Below are 17260 nucleotides of genomic sequence, written 5' to 3' on the forward strand. Positions count from 1 at the left end.
AATTATTGGTGCCGCGGCCGGTCCCCAAGCTTATGTTCTGCCTAACTCTAAGCCGCCCAGATTTGCATAATGAATAACTCGTGGGATCCTAAATCGATTACATGTACTATCCATCAGACACCTCGTTAATGAGTCACCTATAAAAGTGTTATTTGTAAATTACAAAATCCAGCGATTATGTAACCTACAAATAACACTTTCATCAGTGCCGCTTCACAGCATCCATATTTCGCGAGGTACACGCAAACGATTAGGACTGTACAAAGTACACCACAAGTAAAACCGTCATGCAGATCAGAAATGAACAATCCGCTCCTTCCAGTCTGAAAATACAATGAACAGTGTAGCAGATCTTGATCAGGCTTTCCGAAAGTTTGGCAAGGGAGCAGACACCTATTGCATGCGGACGGCAAATTATGAAAGCCCCGAAATCACACTAATCGTTAATTTCAAAAAACGTCCAACTTTTGGGGTTCAGTCCAAAATGGGGCTTTTTTCATTTTAATCCTTTCCAGAAGTGCTTTTTTTGCGTAAAAAGCATGTTTTTGTACGATTCCGACTCAGCTCTTTACGGAATAATCTAAATTCTCATCAGGTAAAATACAAAAAGTCGTAGGGTATATATTCGTAAGGTTTGTCTAGTACATATTCCATACAGCTCCGAATGGCGGTAAAATTTTCACCGGAATCTCCAATCTAAGACACCCTTTTTACTCCTTCACAAATCTTTCAGTCGTCCCGTCTGCAAATTTCAAAATGTACAATCCACTGGCCAGTGACCGGATGTTGATCTGTTGTTGGCCGGTGGTGATCACCATTGTTTGCAACTTTCGGCCATTTGCGTCATATAATGTAGCCGTGGTTTTCAGCAAAGCATTGCTAACCTGGAACGTTACCGCAACTGCTGCCGGATTGGGATATACGGATGCGAAATTATTGTCGCCAGTCAGCGAGATGATTTTGCTATAAGTAAAAGTCCCGTCTCTGTCGGACATTTTGAGACGGTAATAGATCGTCCCGCCGTAATTCGTCCGGTCAACGTAGCTGTACTGATGATCCCCGCTGCCCGCTGCGGAGACGACGGCGATCTTGCCAAAATTCTTCGCATTGACACTGCTTTGAACTTCAAAATTATCCGTATTGACTTCACTGGCCGTGCTCCATTGGAGCAGGTTACTTCCGGCTTCCTTGCTGGCGGTGAAACTGATCAGATGCAGCGGCAAAGCGGACTCAATGGTTTTGACAAAAAATCCACTGAAACCCGTCACATCAAAACTTACTTCCCAGCGATTAGCATCGGCGTTCCACACTACATTTCCATTCGCTTCCGAAGGCTTGAAAGTCGCAATGGAGCCAGTATAAGAATCCGGCAGCCCTGAACCATCGTTGGTCGTTCCGGAGCGCTTTTCGATGCGGAGGTTGGCCTTGTAATTTTCCGCATCTTCGGCATTCACCGGCAATTTGATGGCGCTTCCCACATTGAAATCCGTGAATTCCTGTTGGGTAAAATACAGGGTCACTCTGGCAGTGGCACTGGCGGCATTGGTCGCTGGGGTGATCTGGTAATGTCTTTTCAGGAAGTTTACCGGCTGGCTGTTTGCTATCCATACCTTGGCAGTGATGGAACCGTTTACCGGCGCTCCACCATTGGGCGACAGATAGGCCAGTATCTTGCAATTTGACCCGTTGGTAGTAAGAATAAGATCCCCGGAAACAGTCGCAGCAGCTTCATTGCCGTCCAAAGCTAGCTCACGCGCGGCCCCGCCGAATTCGTAGGCTCCCATATCTACCCCATTTTCACGCATTCTGGGATTGTTGTCCAGATCGGTGGTAATGCCCGTCAGATCCAGGGCCTGGCCAGCTGCGAAGAAGTTATACCCTCTGTTAAGCAACGGGCTGCATGGTTGCAGCCGGTAATTACCTCCGGCGGCGTCGATAAAAAGCGGATTGGTACTACCGGCAATATTGTGGTTACTGGTGCTGCTTTCTCCCTGCACCTGGCTGTACTCGATGGACAGATTGGCATTGTTGAAATTGTCCCTATTGTTATTATACACAATGCTGTTGCGCAGCTTGGAGATGAGACTACTGTAATTGCAAATACCCGCACCCTGGCCGGTAGCTGTATTGCCCACAATGGTACAATTGGTCATTACAACGGACGAATTTGAGATCAGGATGCCTCCGCCATTATTGGCTGTGTTCCCGGCAATCAGGCAGTTGGTCAGTATGGGCGAGGCGCTTGAAACTAATACCCCTCCACCATCAGAAACGGAGCTGTTGCCGGTGAAAGCGCAATTGATAAGCACCGGGGAGGAACTGTATATGTAGATTCCTCCAAAAGAATTAGCACCATTGTTACCAGTGACTTTCAGGTTAGCAAACATTGGCGATGAACCCGCAAGGTTCTGGACGGCGGGAGCATTGACGACACCTGTGATCGTAAAGCCGTCCAGCACCGAGGCAGTCGTGAGAGTAAGCCCATTGTTGATCAACACACTGGATCCGTTTGCCTGCAAGATACTTTTATTGGTGGTGATGGCCAGGTTTCGTTCGGTAAGGCTAGCTTCCGTACCTGCAAAACCACCGTAAATTTTCACACCTTCCTTCATGCTATAAGCCGTTCCACTCGCTGGCTGGTAAGTACCACCAGCTACCCAAACCTGCTGGCCCGTTGCAGCAGAATTAATGGCGACCTGCACATTACCCGCCGCGCAATCCCAGCTCCCTCCCGAACCCGTTGCACCTGATTTGATATAAGACACGCCCGCAACACCCGCTGTCGGAGGATTGCCCTGGTATTCATAAGCACCCAAGTCCGTCGCACCGCTATTGTAAAAGCGCGGGTTACCAAGCAGGTCCGTGGTGGTCGTGGATATATCTGGCGTTTGGCCGCTCGCATAAAAGCTGTTGCTTCCTATGTTCAGTGCCGGGCTGCAAAGTTTCAGCTGGTAATTCCCGTTGGCAGCATCATCAAAAAGCGGGTCGGTATCTCCGGAAATATTATGATTGGCCGGATCAACGGCCGAACCCTGCACCAGGCTGTATTGAATATCCATACTGGATCCTGGCTCGTTGATTATGCCAGTTTCATTACCATAAACAATGCTGTTACGCATTTTAGGAGAAGAGCTATTCGTATTGTAGATAATACCAACACCGGCAGATGAGTTTATATTCCCCGCTATTGTGCAATTGATCAGTACAGGCGAAGATCCCGAATTATAAACAGCTGCGCCATTAGCAGGAGACCCATTATCAATAATCGCACAGTTGACTAGTACAGGCGAGGATCCCACGTTCGCTAATGCCCCGCCCTGAAAGTTACCGGTGATGATCACATTGGCCAGCATCGGAGAGGATGAATTGTTGTCGATAGCAGGACCGGCAACACTGCCGGTAACCGTAAACCCATCCAACAAAGCAGCGGTAGTGAGGTTCAGGCCATCATTCTTTATAACCCTTGCATTGTTACCCTGCATGGTGCTCTTGTTTGCAGTTTCAGACAAATCCCGGTCAGCGAGACTTTCTTCCGTGCCCTCGAAATTGCCATAGATCTTTACCCCTTCTTTCAATTTGAAAGACAAATTACGGGTTGGCTGGTAAATACCGCCCGCTGCCCAGATCTGTTCACCGCTTTTGCTGACATTGATGGCTACTTCTAAACTGCCTATCGGACAATCCCAACTCTTTCCGGACCCCGTTCCCCCGGCTTTCACATACCAGACACCTGCAACGCCTACCTCCGGGTCACCCTGGTATTCATAAGCGCCCATATCTGCGAGGCCATTGCTATAAAAACGAGCGTTACCATCCAGATCGGTCGTAAAAGCGGATATATTGGGCAACTGGTCATTGGCATAAAAAGCTTTATTGCCTGAGTTGATACCCGGACTGCAAAGCTGCAAACGGTAATTTCCTGTGGCAGCATCCACAAAAAGCGGATCGGCATTACCCGGAAAATTATGATCATCCGCATTGAGATTGTTTTCTGACTGCACCAGGCTGTACTTGATCACAGTAGTAGACCCTGCCTCATTGCCTATACCAACCAGAAGTGTCCCCCTCGTGTTGCCGTAAACAATGCTGTTACGTACTGTGAGAGAAGAATTATCGGCATTCCGGATAGCAAATGCCGAGGTGCCTGAGGATGCGTTCCCTGCAATCGTGCAATTGATCAGGATTGGTGAGGATCCAAAATTAGCCATTGCTGCCCCGGAGTTAATAGATACATTGTCTATAATAGCGCAATTGATCAGGACAGGCGAGGATTGTTGGTTGGACATTGCCCCGGCATAATTATTACCGGTGATGATCAAATTGGCGAGCGTTGGAGAGGATGACACATTGTTGATGGCAGGGCCGAAGGCACTACCTGTAATTGTAAACCCGTCCAATAAAGAAGCAGTCGTGAGGTTCTGGTTTTCATTTCTGATCACCATGGCATTGTTCCCCTGCATGATGCTTTTGTTAGCTACGAGTTTCAAATCCCGGTCAGCAAGCGCTAGCTCCGTGCCATTAAAATTGCCATAAATCTTCACTCCTTCTTTCAGGTTGAAAGACTGGCTCCGCGTCGGCTGGTACGTGCCGCCACCTACCCACACTTGTTCACCGCTTGATGCCGAAGTAATCGCGACCTGTAAATTGCCAGCCGCACATCCCCAGTTTGCTCCTGAGCCCGTTCCGCCCACTTTCACAAATGAAACGCCTGTAACGCCTGTTGGTGGGTTACCCTGGTACTCGTAAGCTCCCATGTCTGCAACGCCATCGTTGTAAAAGTGGGGATTACCATCCAGATCAGTGGTAAGAGCAGATAAATCAGGCGTTTGCCCGTTTGCGTAATAAGTATTACTGCCCTTATTCAAACCATAACTGCAAAGTTGCAAGCGATAATTTCCTGCGGCAGGATCGACAAAAACCGCACTGGCATCGCCCGGAATATTATGATCGGCCGGATTGCTGGTGTCGTCCCCCGCGACAAAGCTGTTCTGTACGAGGCTGTACTTAACAGCTGTTGCAGAGGTGAAGTCATTTCTGATGTTACTGTTATTACCGACAGTACTTTTGTTGCCTGAAACGACACTGTTACGCAGTTTGGGAGAAGAATTACTGGTATTGTACATACCCCCTGTCCCCGTATTGCCGCCAATCGTACAATTGGTAAGTGTAGGAGAGGAAGCCGAATTGTATATCCCTCCACCCTGCGGTGCTGTGTTGCCGGTAATCGCGCAATAAGTCAGGATTGGCGAGGAACCGGTATTTTCAATCCCGCCGCCGAAATCAGAAGCGGTATTGCCAGTGATATTACATTTGATCAGTACCGGCGAGGCTGTTTCATTGGAAATTCCTCCGGCCGTATTGCCGCTGATGGTCAAATTAACCAACGTCGGCGAACACGAAGTATTCGCAATGCCAGCCGCATTGGAAGCACCGGTAATGGTAAAACCATCCAGAAGCGCTGCATTCGTGAGAAGATTATTATTATTCACAATGACGCTGGCTCCGTTGCCTTGCAAGATGCTTTTATTGGCCGTAATAGTCAGGTCACGGCCGGTCAGATTTACCTCTGTGCCAGCAAAGCCGCCATAAATTTTCACCCCTTCCTTCATGGCAAACGACTGCCCACTCGCAAGCTGGTAAGTGCCGCCCGCGACCCATACTTCATCTGTACTTGAAGCGGCATTGATGATGCCCTGAAGGTTGCTGCTCGCATCGCCCCAGCCCGAGCCATTCCCCGAACCTGTCGCGGTTACCCGCACATAAAATCTTGATGCATAAGCGCCAGACGAAAACCCCGTCAGCACTAGCAAAAGCGATAAGACGGCTGGCATTCGCAAGGAAGAAGAAAACAAGCGCCACTTGCTTTTTGCAGGAAGTAAAGTTGGATCCATATGGTACTTAAAGAGGAAGTTATAAGATTTTGTAAAGCACCACCTTTCGATGGCCAAACCTACAACCTGCCTAAACAGGTTGCAGGTTAAATCATTCTTTCACAAATCTCTGCGTAGTACCATCAGCAAATTTTAAAATATAGAGCCCATTCGTCAGCGATTTAATGTCCATTCCTTGCTGATTGGCCGTGATTACAATGCTTTGCAGCTTCCGTCCGCTGAGATCGTATAAATTAACCGTGCTTTTTAGCAAGGCATCATTTACATAAAAGGTAACCATTGCTCCTGCCGGATTTGGATAAACGCTGGTGAAATCTCCGTTACCTCCAACCGAAACGATCTTGCTAAATGTATAAGTACCATCCAGATCCGACATTTTCAAACGGTAATAAACCGCCCTATCAGCCGTCCGGTCATTGTAGCTATATTGATGATCTCCACTACCTCCTGCTTCGACGGTCGTAATTTTGATGAATTTCTTAGCGTCGCCACTCTTCTGTATTTCAAAATTGTCGGTATTGACTTCGCTTGCAGTGCTCCATTGCAACAGGTTGCCTCCTTCTTCTTTTCGGGCGGTAAAACTGATCAGATGTAGCGGTAAGACAGAATCGATGGTTTTGACGAAAAATCCACTGAAACCTGTCACGTCAAAACTTACTTCCCAGCGGTTGGCGTCGGCATTCCACTCCACTTTCCCATTCGCTTTCGAGGGTGTGAAAGTAGCAATGGAGCCCGAGTAAGAATCCGGTAATCCTGAACCATCACCGCTCACGCCCGTACGCTTTTCAATGCGCAGGTTCGCTTTGTAATTCTCCACATCTGCGGCGTCAACTGGTAGTTTGGTAGGATTCGCCTCATTGAAATCCGTGAATTCCTGTTGTGTAAAATAGAGGGTCACTTTTGCAGTAGCATTAGCTGCATTGGTAGCAGGAGTAATCTGATAGTGGCGTTTCAGGAAGTGTACCGGCTGAGTACCAGCCACCCATACTTTCGCAGTGATGGCTCCATTCAGGGCTGCGCCTCCATTGGGGGACACATAAGCCAGTACCTTGCATCCTGATCCACTGGTAGCTAGAACAAAATCACCGGAAACAGTACCCACAGACTCATCGCCGTCGAGCGCAAGTGTGCGTGATGCGCCGCTGAACTCATAAGCCCCCATATCTACCGCTGACTCAGCCAATCTTGGCTTGCTGACCAGATCGGTAATGATGCCCGAAAGGTCCGGGGTTTGGCCGGATTGAAAGTAATTAAACCCTTTGTTAACAGCAGGACTACAGGGCTGTAACCGGTAGTTACCTCCCACTGCATTTACAAAAAGCGGATCGATATCCGCGGTCGGAGGATTCGTCGGAAATGATTTGTTCGTTTCTATCAGGCTGTATTCAATCGTTGCAGTGGAAGCATTTTCGTTGTATACCCCATTCTGATTGCCGTAAATAATACTGTTACGGATTATAGGTGAGGAATTTTGAGCGTTATACACCCCGATACTTCCCGGACCAGTAGAATAATTATCGGCAATCGTGCAGTTGATCAATACCGGAGAAGATTTCTGATTCACCATCGCTCCAAAGAGAGTTCTATTTTTGATAATAGCGCAGTTGATCAGGTATGGGGAGGACTCTGCATTTGCCATGCCGCCATCAGTAGTGCCCGTGATAACCACATTGACCAACATTGGGGAGGCTTGCAGGTTTATCATCCCAACGGATCCGCCAGTAATCGTAAAACCATCTAACACAGCAGCTGTCGTTAATCTTTCGTTGATATTTTCAATCACAGGGCCACTGCTTCGTCGCAGCACACTCTTATTGGCGGTGATAGATAGATCCCGGTCAGCGAGACTTCCCTCCGTTCCGGCAAAACCACCGTATATCTTTACTCCTTCTTTCATGGCGAAAGTTCCGCCACTCGCAGCTTCATAAATGCCGCCAGCTACCCATATCTGCTCACCGCTAACAGCAAAAAAGAGGGCTGTCTGAAGGTCGCTCATCGCGCATTCCCAACTCAATCCTGTGCCTGTTCCACCCTCTTTCACATACCAAACTCCCGGCAATCCGGCAGCACCGCGGTCGCCCTGGTATTCGTAAGCCCCCATGTCCACTACGCTCAGGTTATAAAAACGGGGGTTGCCATCCAGGTCAGTTGTGACAGTGGATATATCGGGTATCTGGCCGCTGGCATAATATGCATCGCTGCCAGTGTTCACAGCCGGGCTGCAACGCTGCAATCTGAAATCCCCCCCTGCCAGATCCACAAAAAAGGGATCTTTGTTATTTGGAATGAGATTACCGTTCGAATCGAAATAGTTTTCGATGAACACCATACTGTGCTGAATATCCGCTGTGCTGCTTGACACGTTTTTTATACCATCGCTCCTGCCAACAATGATGCTGTTACGTACTTTGGGTGAGGAATTTTCAACATTATAGATCCCACTCCCTTGGCCACCAGAACCGTTACGGGCAATGGTGCAGTTGATGAGTACCGGGGACGATTTCTGATTCACTATTCCCCCAAGGAAACTGGTATTGGCGATGATAGCGCAGTTGATCAGGACCGGAGAGGAGAATTCAAGATTTGCTATACCAACGCCATTGTTACCTGTGATCGTCAAATTGACCAACGTCGGGGAGGAGCCAAAATTGAAGATACCAGCCTCCGTGCCCCCAGTGATTGTAAAGCCATCCACCCGAGTAGCGGCTGTAAAGCCGTTACTATTGGCCAGGACATATTTATTACTCCCCCCGGCAGTCAGGATGCTTCTGTTATCGGTGAGTGTCAGGTCTCTTTCGGCAAGGCTTCCTTCTGTACCGGCAAAACCGCCGTAGACCTTCACTCCCTCGGTCAATCTAAAACCGTCTTCACCCGGTGCAATGTGGTATGTGCCAGCGGCCACCCATATCTCATCACCGCTGACGCTGTTATTGAACATAGCCTGGGGATAAGGACTTGCATCCGCCCAGGAAAGGCCCGATTTCGAACCCGAACCGAACTCGGTTACATAATATATTGTCCCGGGGTCAACCGGTAACGCAAACGCTCCTGATGAACAAACGGTCAGGTGTAAAAAGAGCAGCAAGAAAGTCGAAATTCGAAACGGGATAGAGAATTGAGAAGACTTACTTTTTGTAGGAAGTAGAGCTTTTATCATATTGGACTGGAGGAGGATTTTACTAGATTTTGTAAAGTACTCTCTTTCATTGACCAAAACCTAGCCGAATGAGTCTAATTGTGATTAAAGGACTGCCAAGCGGCAGTCCTCAAAAGTCCTAAATGCTTTCTTGCATGCTGATCGCCGCAAAATTTTGTCACCGTCGTTTTGGCTGTGAATTCGTTACCGCAGTGCTGACAAATTCTGGTGATGGAAATGTTGGAACTCATAAACGTGCTTAAATGCGTTCAGATCAAATAAGATAATTTAAGCGTAAATAAGAGAAGTAATTTCTCCTATTTTTCTCCCTTTCGAAATCGTCTGATCCTGAGGGACAAACGAGGGACAAAAATCTAGTAAATCACCGGGAGAAGAGCAAAAAGAAAACGGCTGAAAATTTAGATCAATTATCTAATTTTCAGCCGTTTGTATATTATTCCTTACGAGTATTTTATCTACTTATTTGCCGATACAAAACTTCGAAAATATATTATCCAGCAAATCATCCGTAACAATCGTCCCCGTAATCTCCCCCAAATGATGCAGCGCCAATCGGATATCCTGCGCCAGAAAATCCCCGGTAACGCCCAGCGCTAACCCATTTAAAACATCGGTTAGCGACGCGTTGGTCTTGATCAAATGCTCATAATGCCGCAAATTAGTCACAACCGTGTCGCCGGCCGCCTGGCCGTGAACCAGTGAAACCAGCTTCCGTGTGAGCGCAGAGAGGTTTTGCTGCGTATGGGCAGAAATAGGAACAATATCAGAGTCTTCACCAAGCAGTTCCGTTGCCAGCGAAGGATTAATATCGGTTTTATTCAACACAAAAAGAACTTCCTTATTAGCTGGCAGCAATGCCTTCAATGCGCGGTTCTCAGCCAGCGTTTCAAGGCTGTCAAAAAGGAAAATAACAATATCTGCTTTGTCCATAGCCGCTTTCGAGCGCTCGATGCCAATAGATTCCACAACATCGGTTGTCTCCCGAATGCCCGCTGTGTCAATAAAGCGAAATTTCAACCCATCCAGCACAATGGTGTCTTCGATCACGTCGCGTGTAGTACCTGCAATGGCCGTGACAATTGCTTTCTCCTCATTCAGCAATGCATTCAAGAGTGTCGATTTACCCACGTTCGGCGAGCCGATAATAGCTACCGGAACCCCTTCCTTGATGGCATTGCCAAAGTCAAATGAGCTGATCAGCGGCTCGATGGTCGTTTGCAGCGCCACAATCAGCCTGCGCAAATCGTCGCGCTCGGCGAATTCAACGTCTTCTTCGCCAAAATCGAGCTCCAACTCGATCATAGAGGCGAAATGGATCAGCTCGGAGCGCAGCGAGGCCAGTTTTTTGGAAAATCCGCCGCGGAGCTGGTTCAATGCAGTTTTGTGGCTGGCTTGCGAGTCGGCGGCGATCAAGTCGGCGACGGCTTCGGCCTGCACCAGGTCGAACTGGCCATTCAGGAAGGCACGCTGGGTGAACTCGCCTGGTTTGGCAATGCGCGCGCCTTTGGTGATCAATACCTTTAATATCTGGCGGATAATGTAGTCGGAACCGTGGCAGGAAATTTCTGCGGAATCTTCCTTGGTAAATGAGCGGGGCGTTTTGAAAACCGAGACGAGCACTTCGTCGATGATTTCGCCACCGGCGTTGATAGTGCCGAAATGCACGGTGTGGGTTTCGACCTTTTCGAGGTTTTTACCCTTGAAAACGCTGTTGACCATGGCAATAGCGCCCAGGCCCGACACACGTATAACACCTATCGCGCCTACGCCCGAGGGCGTGGCAAGCGCGCAAATCACTTCCTGCTGATGGATGGGTACTATGTTCATAATGCAAATATGCTACTATTTGAAAGAACCAATATCGGAAGCAGGAAGTTTGAATTTTGTACCTTTACGGGATTTTTCCGCTGACGCGGCGTGTTACCCATTTTTACAACATTAAGAATTTCAAGATTTTGCTTACTGAAACTTTGCCTATCGTTACATCAGAGCTGCCGGTGATGGAAGCCTTCTACACCTTGCAGGGTGAAGGCCAGCACAGCGGTCGTGCCGCCTATTTCATCCGGCTCGGCGGCTGCGATGTAGGCTGCCATTGGTGCGATGTAAAGGAGTCCTGGGATGCGAGCATCCATCCCAAATTTGATATTGAAGCGATCGTGGACGGCGCATTGCAGTTTCCCGGTCGATTAGCAGTAATTACCGGTGGAGAGCCATTAATGTACAATCTTGACGGTTTAACGAGTGCATTGCAAGCGGCTGGGTTCAAAACCAATATCGAAACCTCGGGCGTGTATCCTTTCACGGGGCATTGGGACTGGGTGTGTTTTTCGCCCAAAAAATTTAAGACGCCTCACCGGGATATTTATAAGAATGCCGACGAGTTGAAAGCGATCATTTACAATAAAAGCGATTTCGACTTCGCCGAAGAACATGCCGCCAAAGTTTCGCCTGACTGTACGTTGCTTCTCCAACCCGAATGGAGTAAGCAGGAGGTGATGTTGCCTTTGATAATTGACTATATCAAAGACAATCCCAAATGGAAAATGTCGTTACAAACTCACAAGTTTATGAACATTCCATAATGCACCGGGTATTTCTTTTCTGCATCGCACTAGGCTTCACCACACTCCAATCCGTTTCAGCTCAGGACGTTACATTATCCAGAACAGCCAGGCAAGTATACGACAAGGCACAAAAGGCCTGGCAAGAAAGAAATCTCCCCGAAGCAACTGAACTGTTTGAGAAAGTGCTCGAAATCGAGCCCAACAGCTATGACACCCACCTGCGGCTCGCGCAGGTTTACGAACTGCAAAGAAAGAGCGATCTCGTCCGCAAACATTATTACAAGGCCATAAGTCTCAAACCTGCCGCGCCGCAATCGGCAGCAGCCTTTCAGTGGATCGGCCGTGACCATTTCAACGTGCAGCGCTACGATTCAGCGCAGTTCTACTTCGAGAAGGCCTCTGCATTGTTCCCCGCCAAATCCAGTTTGGGCAGATTGGCGGAAAAGTCGGTGGCCTCGTCTAAGTTTGCGCAGCAGGCTGTTAAAAACCCGCTTCCTATTGAGAAAAGATCATTGGGCGACACGGTGAATTTCCTGGGAACGCAGTATTTCCCGGTGATGACTGCCGACGAGGAGACATTGATCTTTACAGGACTCACTGAAAACCGCGACGAGAACATTTATTTCACGCGCCGCATCAAAGCTGGCCGCGCGGCGGACCGCAGCCCGGCTGACCGTTGGGACGTGCCCGAAGAAATTTCCAAATCTATCAACACCACCAATAACGAAGGTACCTGCACGGTTTCCGCCGATGGCCGTACGCTGGTTTTCACCGCCTGCAACCGTCCCGACGGCCACGGCAGCTGCGATTTGTACATTTCCCACAAGGTAGGCAAAGATTGGAGCCAGCCCGCGAACCTGGGCCAGGAGGTTAATTCCCGCGAATGGGAATCGCAGCCTTCGCTTTCTGCGGACGGACATACACTCTATTTCGCTTCGGACCGAAAGGGCGGCGTGGGAAAGCGCGACATCTGGGTGACACACCTGGACGACAAAAAACAATGGACGGCGCCCAAAAACCTTGGACCGACTATTAACACCTCAGACGACGAGAACGCTCCATTCATTCATGCCAATAGTCGAACGCTGTTTTACTCTTCGAACGGCCTGCCGGGTATGGGCGGTTTTGATATTTTTATTACCCAAAAAACGGATACGGTATGGGCGCTCCCGGCAAACATAGGCTACCCTATCAACACGGTTTCAGACCAGGTCGGGCTATTTATCGCTTCCAACGGCGAGAATGCCTATTATACCGATGATAATACTGAAAAAGGCGGCGGCCGTTCGCTGATTTACACCTTCCGCGTTCCCGAATCGCTGCAAAAGATCATCACACCTACGCGCTATGCAAAGGGTAAGGTGTTTGATAAAAAAACGGGAACGGTTCTGGCTTCCGATATCGATCTTTTCGACCTGAAAACACAGACCAAGGTAGGCTCATTTACTTCTGATAGCCAAAACGGCTCATTTCTGGCTGTTTTGAATAGCGGTGGGGAATATGCATTTTATGTCTCAAAACCAGGGTATCTCTTTAAAAGCCTTTCATTTTCCGTTGATAACGACCAGTCGTTTGTAGACCTTGAAATCCCACTGGAAGCGATCGAAAAGGACCGCGCGGAGGTTTTGAATAACATTTTCTTCAAAACAGGGGAATATATTCTCGATGACAAATCCAAAGTGGAGCTCGACAAGCTGAGCGAGTTTTTGCACAAAAACAAAACCATTAAAATTGAAATATCCGGCCACACCGACGACGTAGGTTCGGATACCGAGAATATGGCGCTTTCCCAACGCCGTGCGCAGTCGGTGCAATATTATTTGCAACAGTCCGGAATTGCGACCGACCGGATTTTGGCCAAAGGTTATGGCGAAACAACGCCCAAAGCACCCAACGATTCGGATGAAAACCGGCAGAAAAACCGAAGGATTGAGTGGCGCATCCTCTAAATGCATTTGCATAACGGGCTGAAATTTTGCACTTTTGTCAGTCTGCCTGTGTTGTACTGACAGGTACAATAAGGCAAAATCAAGTCTCACACACGAAGATATGCCTTGCCTGGCACCGCTGGAATTTCCAGCTAAAACCTAGAAAAATCGTCATTAACAGTAGTTTTATATTAACATGTCATCCGAGAAAGTCTCTTGCTTAATTATCGGCTCCGGCCCTGCCGGTTATACAGCCGCCATATATGCTTCCCGCGCGGGATTGAATCCTGTACTTTACCAAGGCGCCCAACCGGGCGGCCAGCTGACTATAACCACGGAAGTTGACAACTATCCGGGCTACCCCGATGGCATTACCGGCCCTGAAATGATGATTAACTTCGAAAAACAAGCCAAACGTTTCGGTACCGACGTACGTTACGGTCTGGCTACTTCGGTTGATTTCACGGGTTATCCACATAAAGTGATCATCGACAACAAGCACGAAATCACTGCCGACGCGGTAATTATTTCGACTGGCGCTTCGGCCAAATGGCTTGGCCTTGAAGACGAAGAACGTTTGAATGGCCGCGGCGTATCTGCCTGCGCGGTCTGTGACGGTTTCTTCTTCCGCGGCCAGGACGTGGTAGTGGTTGGCGCCGGCGATACAGCTGCCGAAGAAGCCAGCTATCTTGCCAAGCTTTGCCGCAAAGTATACCTGCTGGTTCGCCGCGACGAAATGCGTGCCTCGAAGATCATGCAGAAACGTTTGGAAACGCTGCCGAATATCGAAATCCTCTGGAACACCGAAACTGTGAAGCTGAACGGAGAAGAGGGACTTGAATCGGTATTGGTTAAAAATAATAAAACCGGTGAGGAGCAACTTTTGGAAGCAACCGGTTTCTTTGTTGCGATTGGCCACAAACCCAACACGGATATTTTCAAGGGTTATGTTCACATGGACGAGACCGGATATATCCAAACCATTAAAGGAAGCTCTTGCACCAATATCAAAGGCGTATTCGCCTGTGGTGACGCTCAGGACAATGTCTACCGCCAGGCGATAACCGCTGCCGGAACAGGTTGTATGGCTGCGTTGGATGCTGAAAGATTCCTCGTAGAACGGGAAGTGGACGTTATTATCGAAGAAGAAACAGCTTAATTAATCGCACAACCCCTAATAGGAGTCAGGCTACGTTGAATGGTAAACATCAGCGTAGTCTGATTTGGTATTATACTTATGAAAGTAAAGCTTATTGTTTGTTTGCTAATGGCCGTGTGTCTGATCTCCTGGAACACGCAAGCGCAAGAGCGAGGAAAGTTCCGAAGAAACCCCAAGATCAACCAGTCGGGCAGCAATGCCAACGATGGCCCGACCACCAAAGCCACGCCTCAACCAGAGGACGAATACGAAGTAGAAACCTCCAACCTGAAATTCCAGAGCCAGTTCGAACCGGTCAAGCCGCTGAACCCCGTCGTCAATGAAGATACTGCCACCATCGACGAGGGGGAAACCGAAGTAGTGATCGCCGAAGATTCTGTACTCGTTGCCGATGAATGGGTAAAGGCTGCTGAGTATTACGTGATCTGGGACGCACGTACCATTAACCCTTATGGACTCAGCCCGGCCGAATTCGACGAGCCGGTTGATCTTAAATTGTATGACCAGACGGCTGGCCGTATGTGGGCCGCGCCTATGGAACGTACGCCGGTCACCTCTCATTTCGCCTACCGCTGGGGCCGCTGGCACAATGGTACCGACCTGGATCTGGAAACAGGCGATTCGGTTCGCAGCACCTACGATGGCATGGTGCGGATTGTCGCCTGGGACGGCAGTGGTTATGGCAGATTTGTCGTGGTACGGCATTATAATGGCCTGGAAACCCTGTATGGCCACCTTTCCAAACAAATGGTTGAGTCCGGGCAGCTTGTAAAAGCCGGAGAAGTAATTGGTTTGGGAGGAAATACCGGAAGGAGCTCCGGGTCGCATTTGCATTACGAGAACCGTTACGAAGGTAACCCGTTCGACCCTGAAAGTATATTCGACTGGCCCGGCGCAGCTATACGTTCCGATCATTTCCTGCTGACCAGCTCAGCATGGAGCCATATTCGTGGCAAATCAACCAAGAGCGAATTTGAAGCCGGCGATGCGCCTAAGGCATATTCGCGCTCCATTTTGCACAAAGTACGCTCGGGTGACACCCTGGGCTCGATCGCTTCACGTTACGGGGTGAGTATTTCAACCATTGCCCGCAAAAACCGCATGTCGACCCGCACGACGCTGCGGATAGGACAGAAACTGCGCATTAAATAAGCTGAAACTATCATGAAATTAGATATCCTTGCCATCACGGCGCATCCCGACGATGTCGAATTGTGCTGCGCCGGTACATTGCTCGCGCAGATTGCGCTAGGCAAGAAAGTAGGCATTGTGGACCTTACAAGAGGTGAACTGGGTACGCGCGGAACGCCTGAGGGCCGCATCCAGGAAGGCTTGGATGCCGCGCGCATTCTGGGCGTGCAGGTGCGGGAAAATGTGGGCCTTGCAGACGGCTTTTTCAAAAACGACGAAACGCATCAAAAGGCGATCATCCCTTTTATTCGCAAATACCGCCCTGAAATCGTTATTACCAATGCAATACACGACCGCCACCCCGATCATGGGCGAGGGGGAGCGCTGGTTGCCGAAGCCAGTTTCTATTCCGGGCTGCGAATGGTGAAAACCTACGACGAACAGGGCAGCGAGCAGCTGCCATGGAGGCCGAAACAGGTCTTCCATTCGATCCAGGACCGCTACATTAATCCTGACTTTATTGTCGACATCACCGAATTCCACGACAAAAAGGTAGAGGCTATCAAGGCATTCAAAAGCCAGTTTCACGTGCCGGAATACAAGGGCGAAGGCGAGCCGCAGAGCTATATTTCCTCGCCGGAATTCCTGGAATTTGTCATTGCGCGCGCGCAGGAAATGGGTCACGCGATCGGAGTGAAGTATGGTGAAGGTTTCACAACAGCACGCAAGCTGGGAGTACGCGACCTATCGGTATTCATTTAACATTTATTGTGAAAAAAATGAGGGAATTTGTTTGACCTATACGATTGTTTTCATCGTATATCTTGAAAAAACAGATCATAAACGCATGAAAAATTTCATCATGGTTGCCATTGCGGGTGTTTTTGCCCTTACCCTGCAGAACTGCTACGGGCAATCCCCGACCGGCCAGAGCAAACCGGCCCCAAAGGCGCCCGAATATTCACATAGCGAAACAGCACCGGTTAAGAAAAGCAACGACGACTGGCAGAAGATCCTCTCACCGGAAGTGTACCGGGTCGCGCGCCTGAAAGGAACCGAACGTCCGTTCACCAGCGAGTACGAGCATTCCAAAGAGATAGGCACATTCTACTGTGCCGTTTGCGGTAACCCGCTTTTCAAAAGCGACGCCAAATATGAAAGCGGCTGCGGCTGGCCGAGCTTTTTTGAACCGATCAACAAGAAATCGATCATCGAGGCGACAGATAACAGTCTGGGCATGCACCGGATTGAGGTTATGTGCGGCCGTTGTAAATCACATTTAGGCCACGTTTTCGACGATGGCCCGCCTCCTACCGGCCTGAGGTATTGCATCAACGGCGTGGTGCTGGATTTTGAAAAGGCGAAAACCGCCGAGAAGAAATTCAATAGTAAAAGGAAAGGAGAAAGCGGCAGCTAATACCTCCGCCTCT

Annotated in this window: 9 protein-coding genes; 6 read left to right on the forward strand and 3 right to left on the reverse strand. The window is 49.1% G+C overall.

Going from position 1 to position 17260, the window contains the following annotated elements; all coding sequences use genetic code 11:
* Window positions 1–710 precede the first annotated feature (710 nt).
* From ACTJJJ_RS29605 to mnmE, 3 genes are all read right to left on the reverse strand, one after another.
* Complete coding sequence (locus ACTJJJ_RS29605) at window positions 711–5831, reverse strand: right-handed parallel beta-helix repeat-containing protein (protein WP_426293741.1); 5121 nt, start codon at window positions 5829–5831, stop codon at window positions 711–713.
* Window positions 5832–5982: 151 nt separating this feature from the next.
* Window positions 5983–8976, reverse strand: coding sequence for a right-handed parallel beta-helix repeat-containing protein (locus tag ACTJJJ_RS29610; protein ID WP_426293740.1), 2994 nt, complete (start codon window positions 8974–8976; stop codon window positions 5983–5985).
* Window positions 8977–9507: 531 nt separating this feature from the next.
* Window positions 9508–10875 (reverse strand): tRNA uridine-5-carboxymethylaminomethyl(34) synthesis GTPase MnmE, encoded by a 1368-nt coding sequence (mnmE, locus tag ACTJJJ_RS29615; protein WP_426293739.1) that lies wholly within the window; start codon window positions 10873–10875, stop codon window positions 9508–9510.
* Window positions 10876–11048: 173 nt separating this feature from the next.
* On the opposite strand from mnmE, the gene ACTJJJ_RS29620 reads away from it, so the two are divergent.
* The 6 genes from ACTJJJ_RS29620 to msrB all read left to right on the forward strand — a co-directional run bounded on the left by ACTJJJ_RS29620 (window position 11049) and on the right by msrB (window position 17247).
* Entirely contained in the window at window positions 11049–11630 is a 582-nt protein-coding gene (locus ACTJJJ_RS29620) for a 7-carboxy-7-deazaguanine synthase QueE (RefSeq protein WP_188932009.1), read from the forward strand.
* Complete coding sequence (locus tag ACTJJJ_RS29625) at window positions 11630–13561, forward strand: OmpA family protein (protein ID WP_426293738.1); 1932 nt, start codon at window positions 11630–11632, stop codon at window positions 13559–13561. Before ACTJJJ_RS29620 ends, ACTJJJ_RS29625 begins: the two co-directional genes overlap by 1 nt.
* A 175-nt stretch (window positions 13562–13736) precedes the next feature.
* Entirely contained in the window at window positions 13737–14699 is a 963-nt protein-coding gene (gene trxB, locus ACTJJJ_RS29630; protein ID WP_188927464.1) for a thioredoxin-disulfide reductase, read from the forward strand.
* A 78-nt stretch (window positions 14700–14777) separates the two neighbouring features.
* Complete coding sequence (locus ACTJJJ_RS29635; protein ID WP_426293737.1) at window positions 14778–15851, forward strand: peptidoglycan DD-metalloendopeptidase family protein; 1074 nt, start codon at window positions 14778–14780, stop codon at window positions 15849–15851.
* A 12-nt stretch (window positions 15852–15863) separates the two neighbouring features.
* Window positions 15864–16592, forward strand: a complete 729-nt coding sequence (gene bshB1 / locus ACTJJJ_RS29640; RefSeq protein ID WP_426293736.1) for a bacillithiol biosynthesis deacetylase BshB1 — start codon at window positions 15864–15866, stop codon at window positions 16590–16592.
* 85 nt (window positions 16593–16677) lie between these two features.
* The gene (gene msrB, locus ACTJJJ_RS29645) at window positions 16678–17247 is read left to right on the forward strand and encodes a peptide-methionine (R)-S-oxide reductase MsrB (RefSeq protein ID WP_188927458.1); all 570 of its coding nucleotides are present in this window, start codon (window positions 16678–16680) and stop codon (window positions 17245–17247) included.
* The last annotated feature ends 13 nt before the right edge of the window (window positions 17248–17260 follow it).

The sequence above is a fragment of the Dyadobacter sp. 22481 genome (assembly GCF_052044875.1).
GTDB lineage: Bacteria > Bacteroidota > Bacteroidia > Cytophagales > Spirosomataceae > Dyadobacter > Dyadobacter endophyticus.

What these genes read in the sequence shown, in the direction of transcription:
- ACTJJJ_RS29605 (WP_426293741.1), bottom strand. Translation starts at nt 5,831, where the DNA reads ATGCCAGCCGTCTTATCGCTTTTGCTAGTGCTGACGGGGTTTTCGTCT.
- ACTJJJ_RS29620 (WP_188932009.1), top strand. Translation starts at nt 11,049, where the DNA reads ATGGAAGCCTTCTACACCTTGCAGGGTGAAGGCCAGCACAGCGGTCGT.
- mnmE (WP_426293739.1), bottom strand. Translation starts at nt 10,875, where the DNA reads ATGAACATAGTACCCATCCATCAGCAGGAAGTGATTTGCGCGCTTGCC.
- trxB (WP_188927464.1), top strand. Translation starts at nt 13,737, where the DNA reads ATGTCATCCGAGAAAGTCTCTTGCTTAATTATCGGCTCCGGCCCTGCC.
- msrB (WP_188927458.1), top strand. Translation starts at nt 16,678, where the DNA reads ATGAAAAATTTCATCATGGTTGCCATTGCGGGTGTTTTTGCCCTTACC.
- ACTJJJ_RS29635 (WP_426293737.1), top strand. Translation starts at nt 14,778, where the DNA reads ATGAAAGTAAAGCTTATTGTTTGTTTGCTAATGGCCGTGTGTCTGATC.
- ACTJJJ_RS29625 (WP_426293738.1), top strand. Translation starts at nt 11,630, where the DNA reads ATGCACCGGGTATTTCTTTTCTGCATCGCACTAGGCTTCACCACACTC.
- bshB1 (WP_426293736.1), top strand. Translation starts at nt 15,864, where the DNA reads ATGAAATTAGATATCCTTGCCATCACGGCGCATCCCGACGATGTCGAA.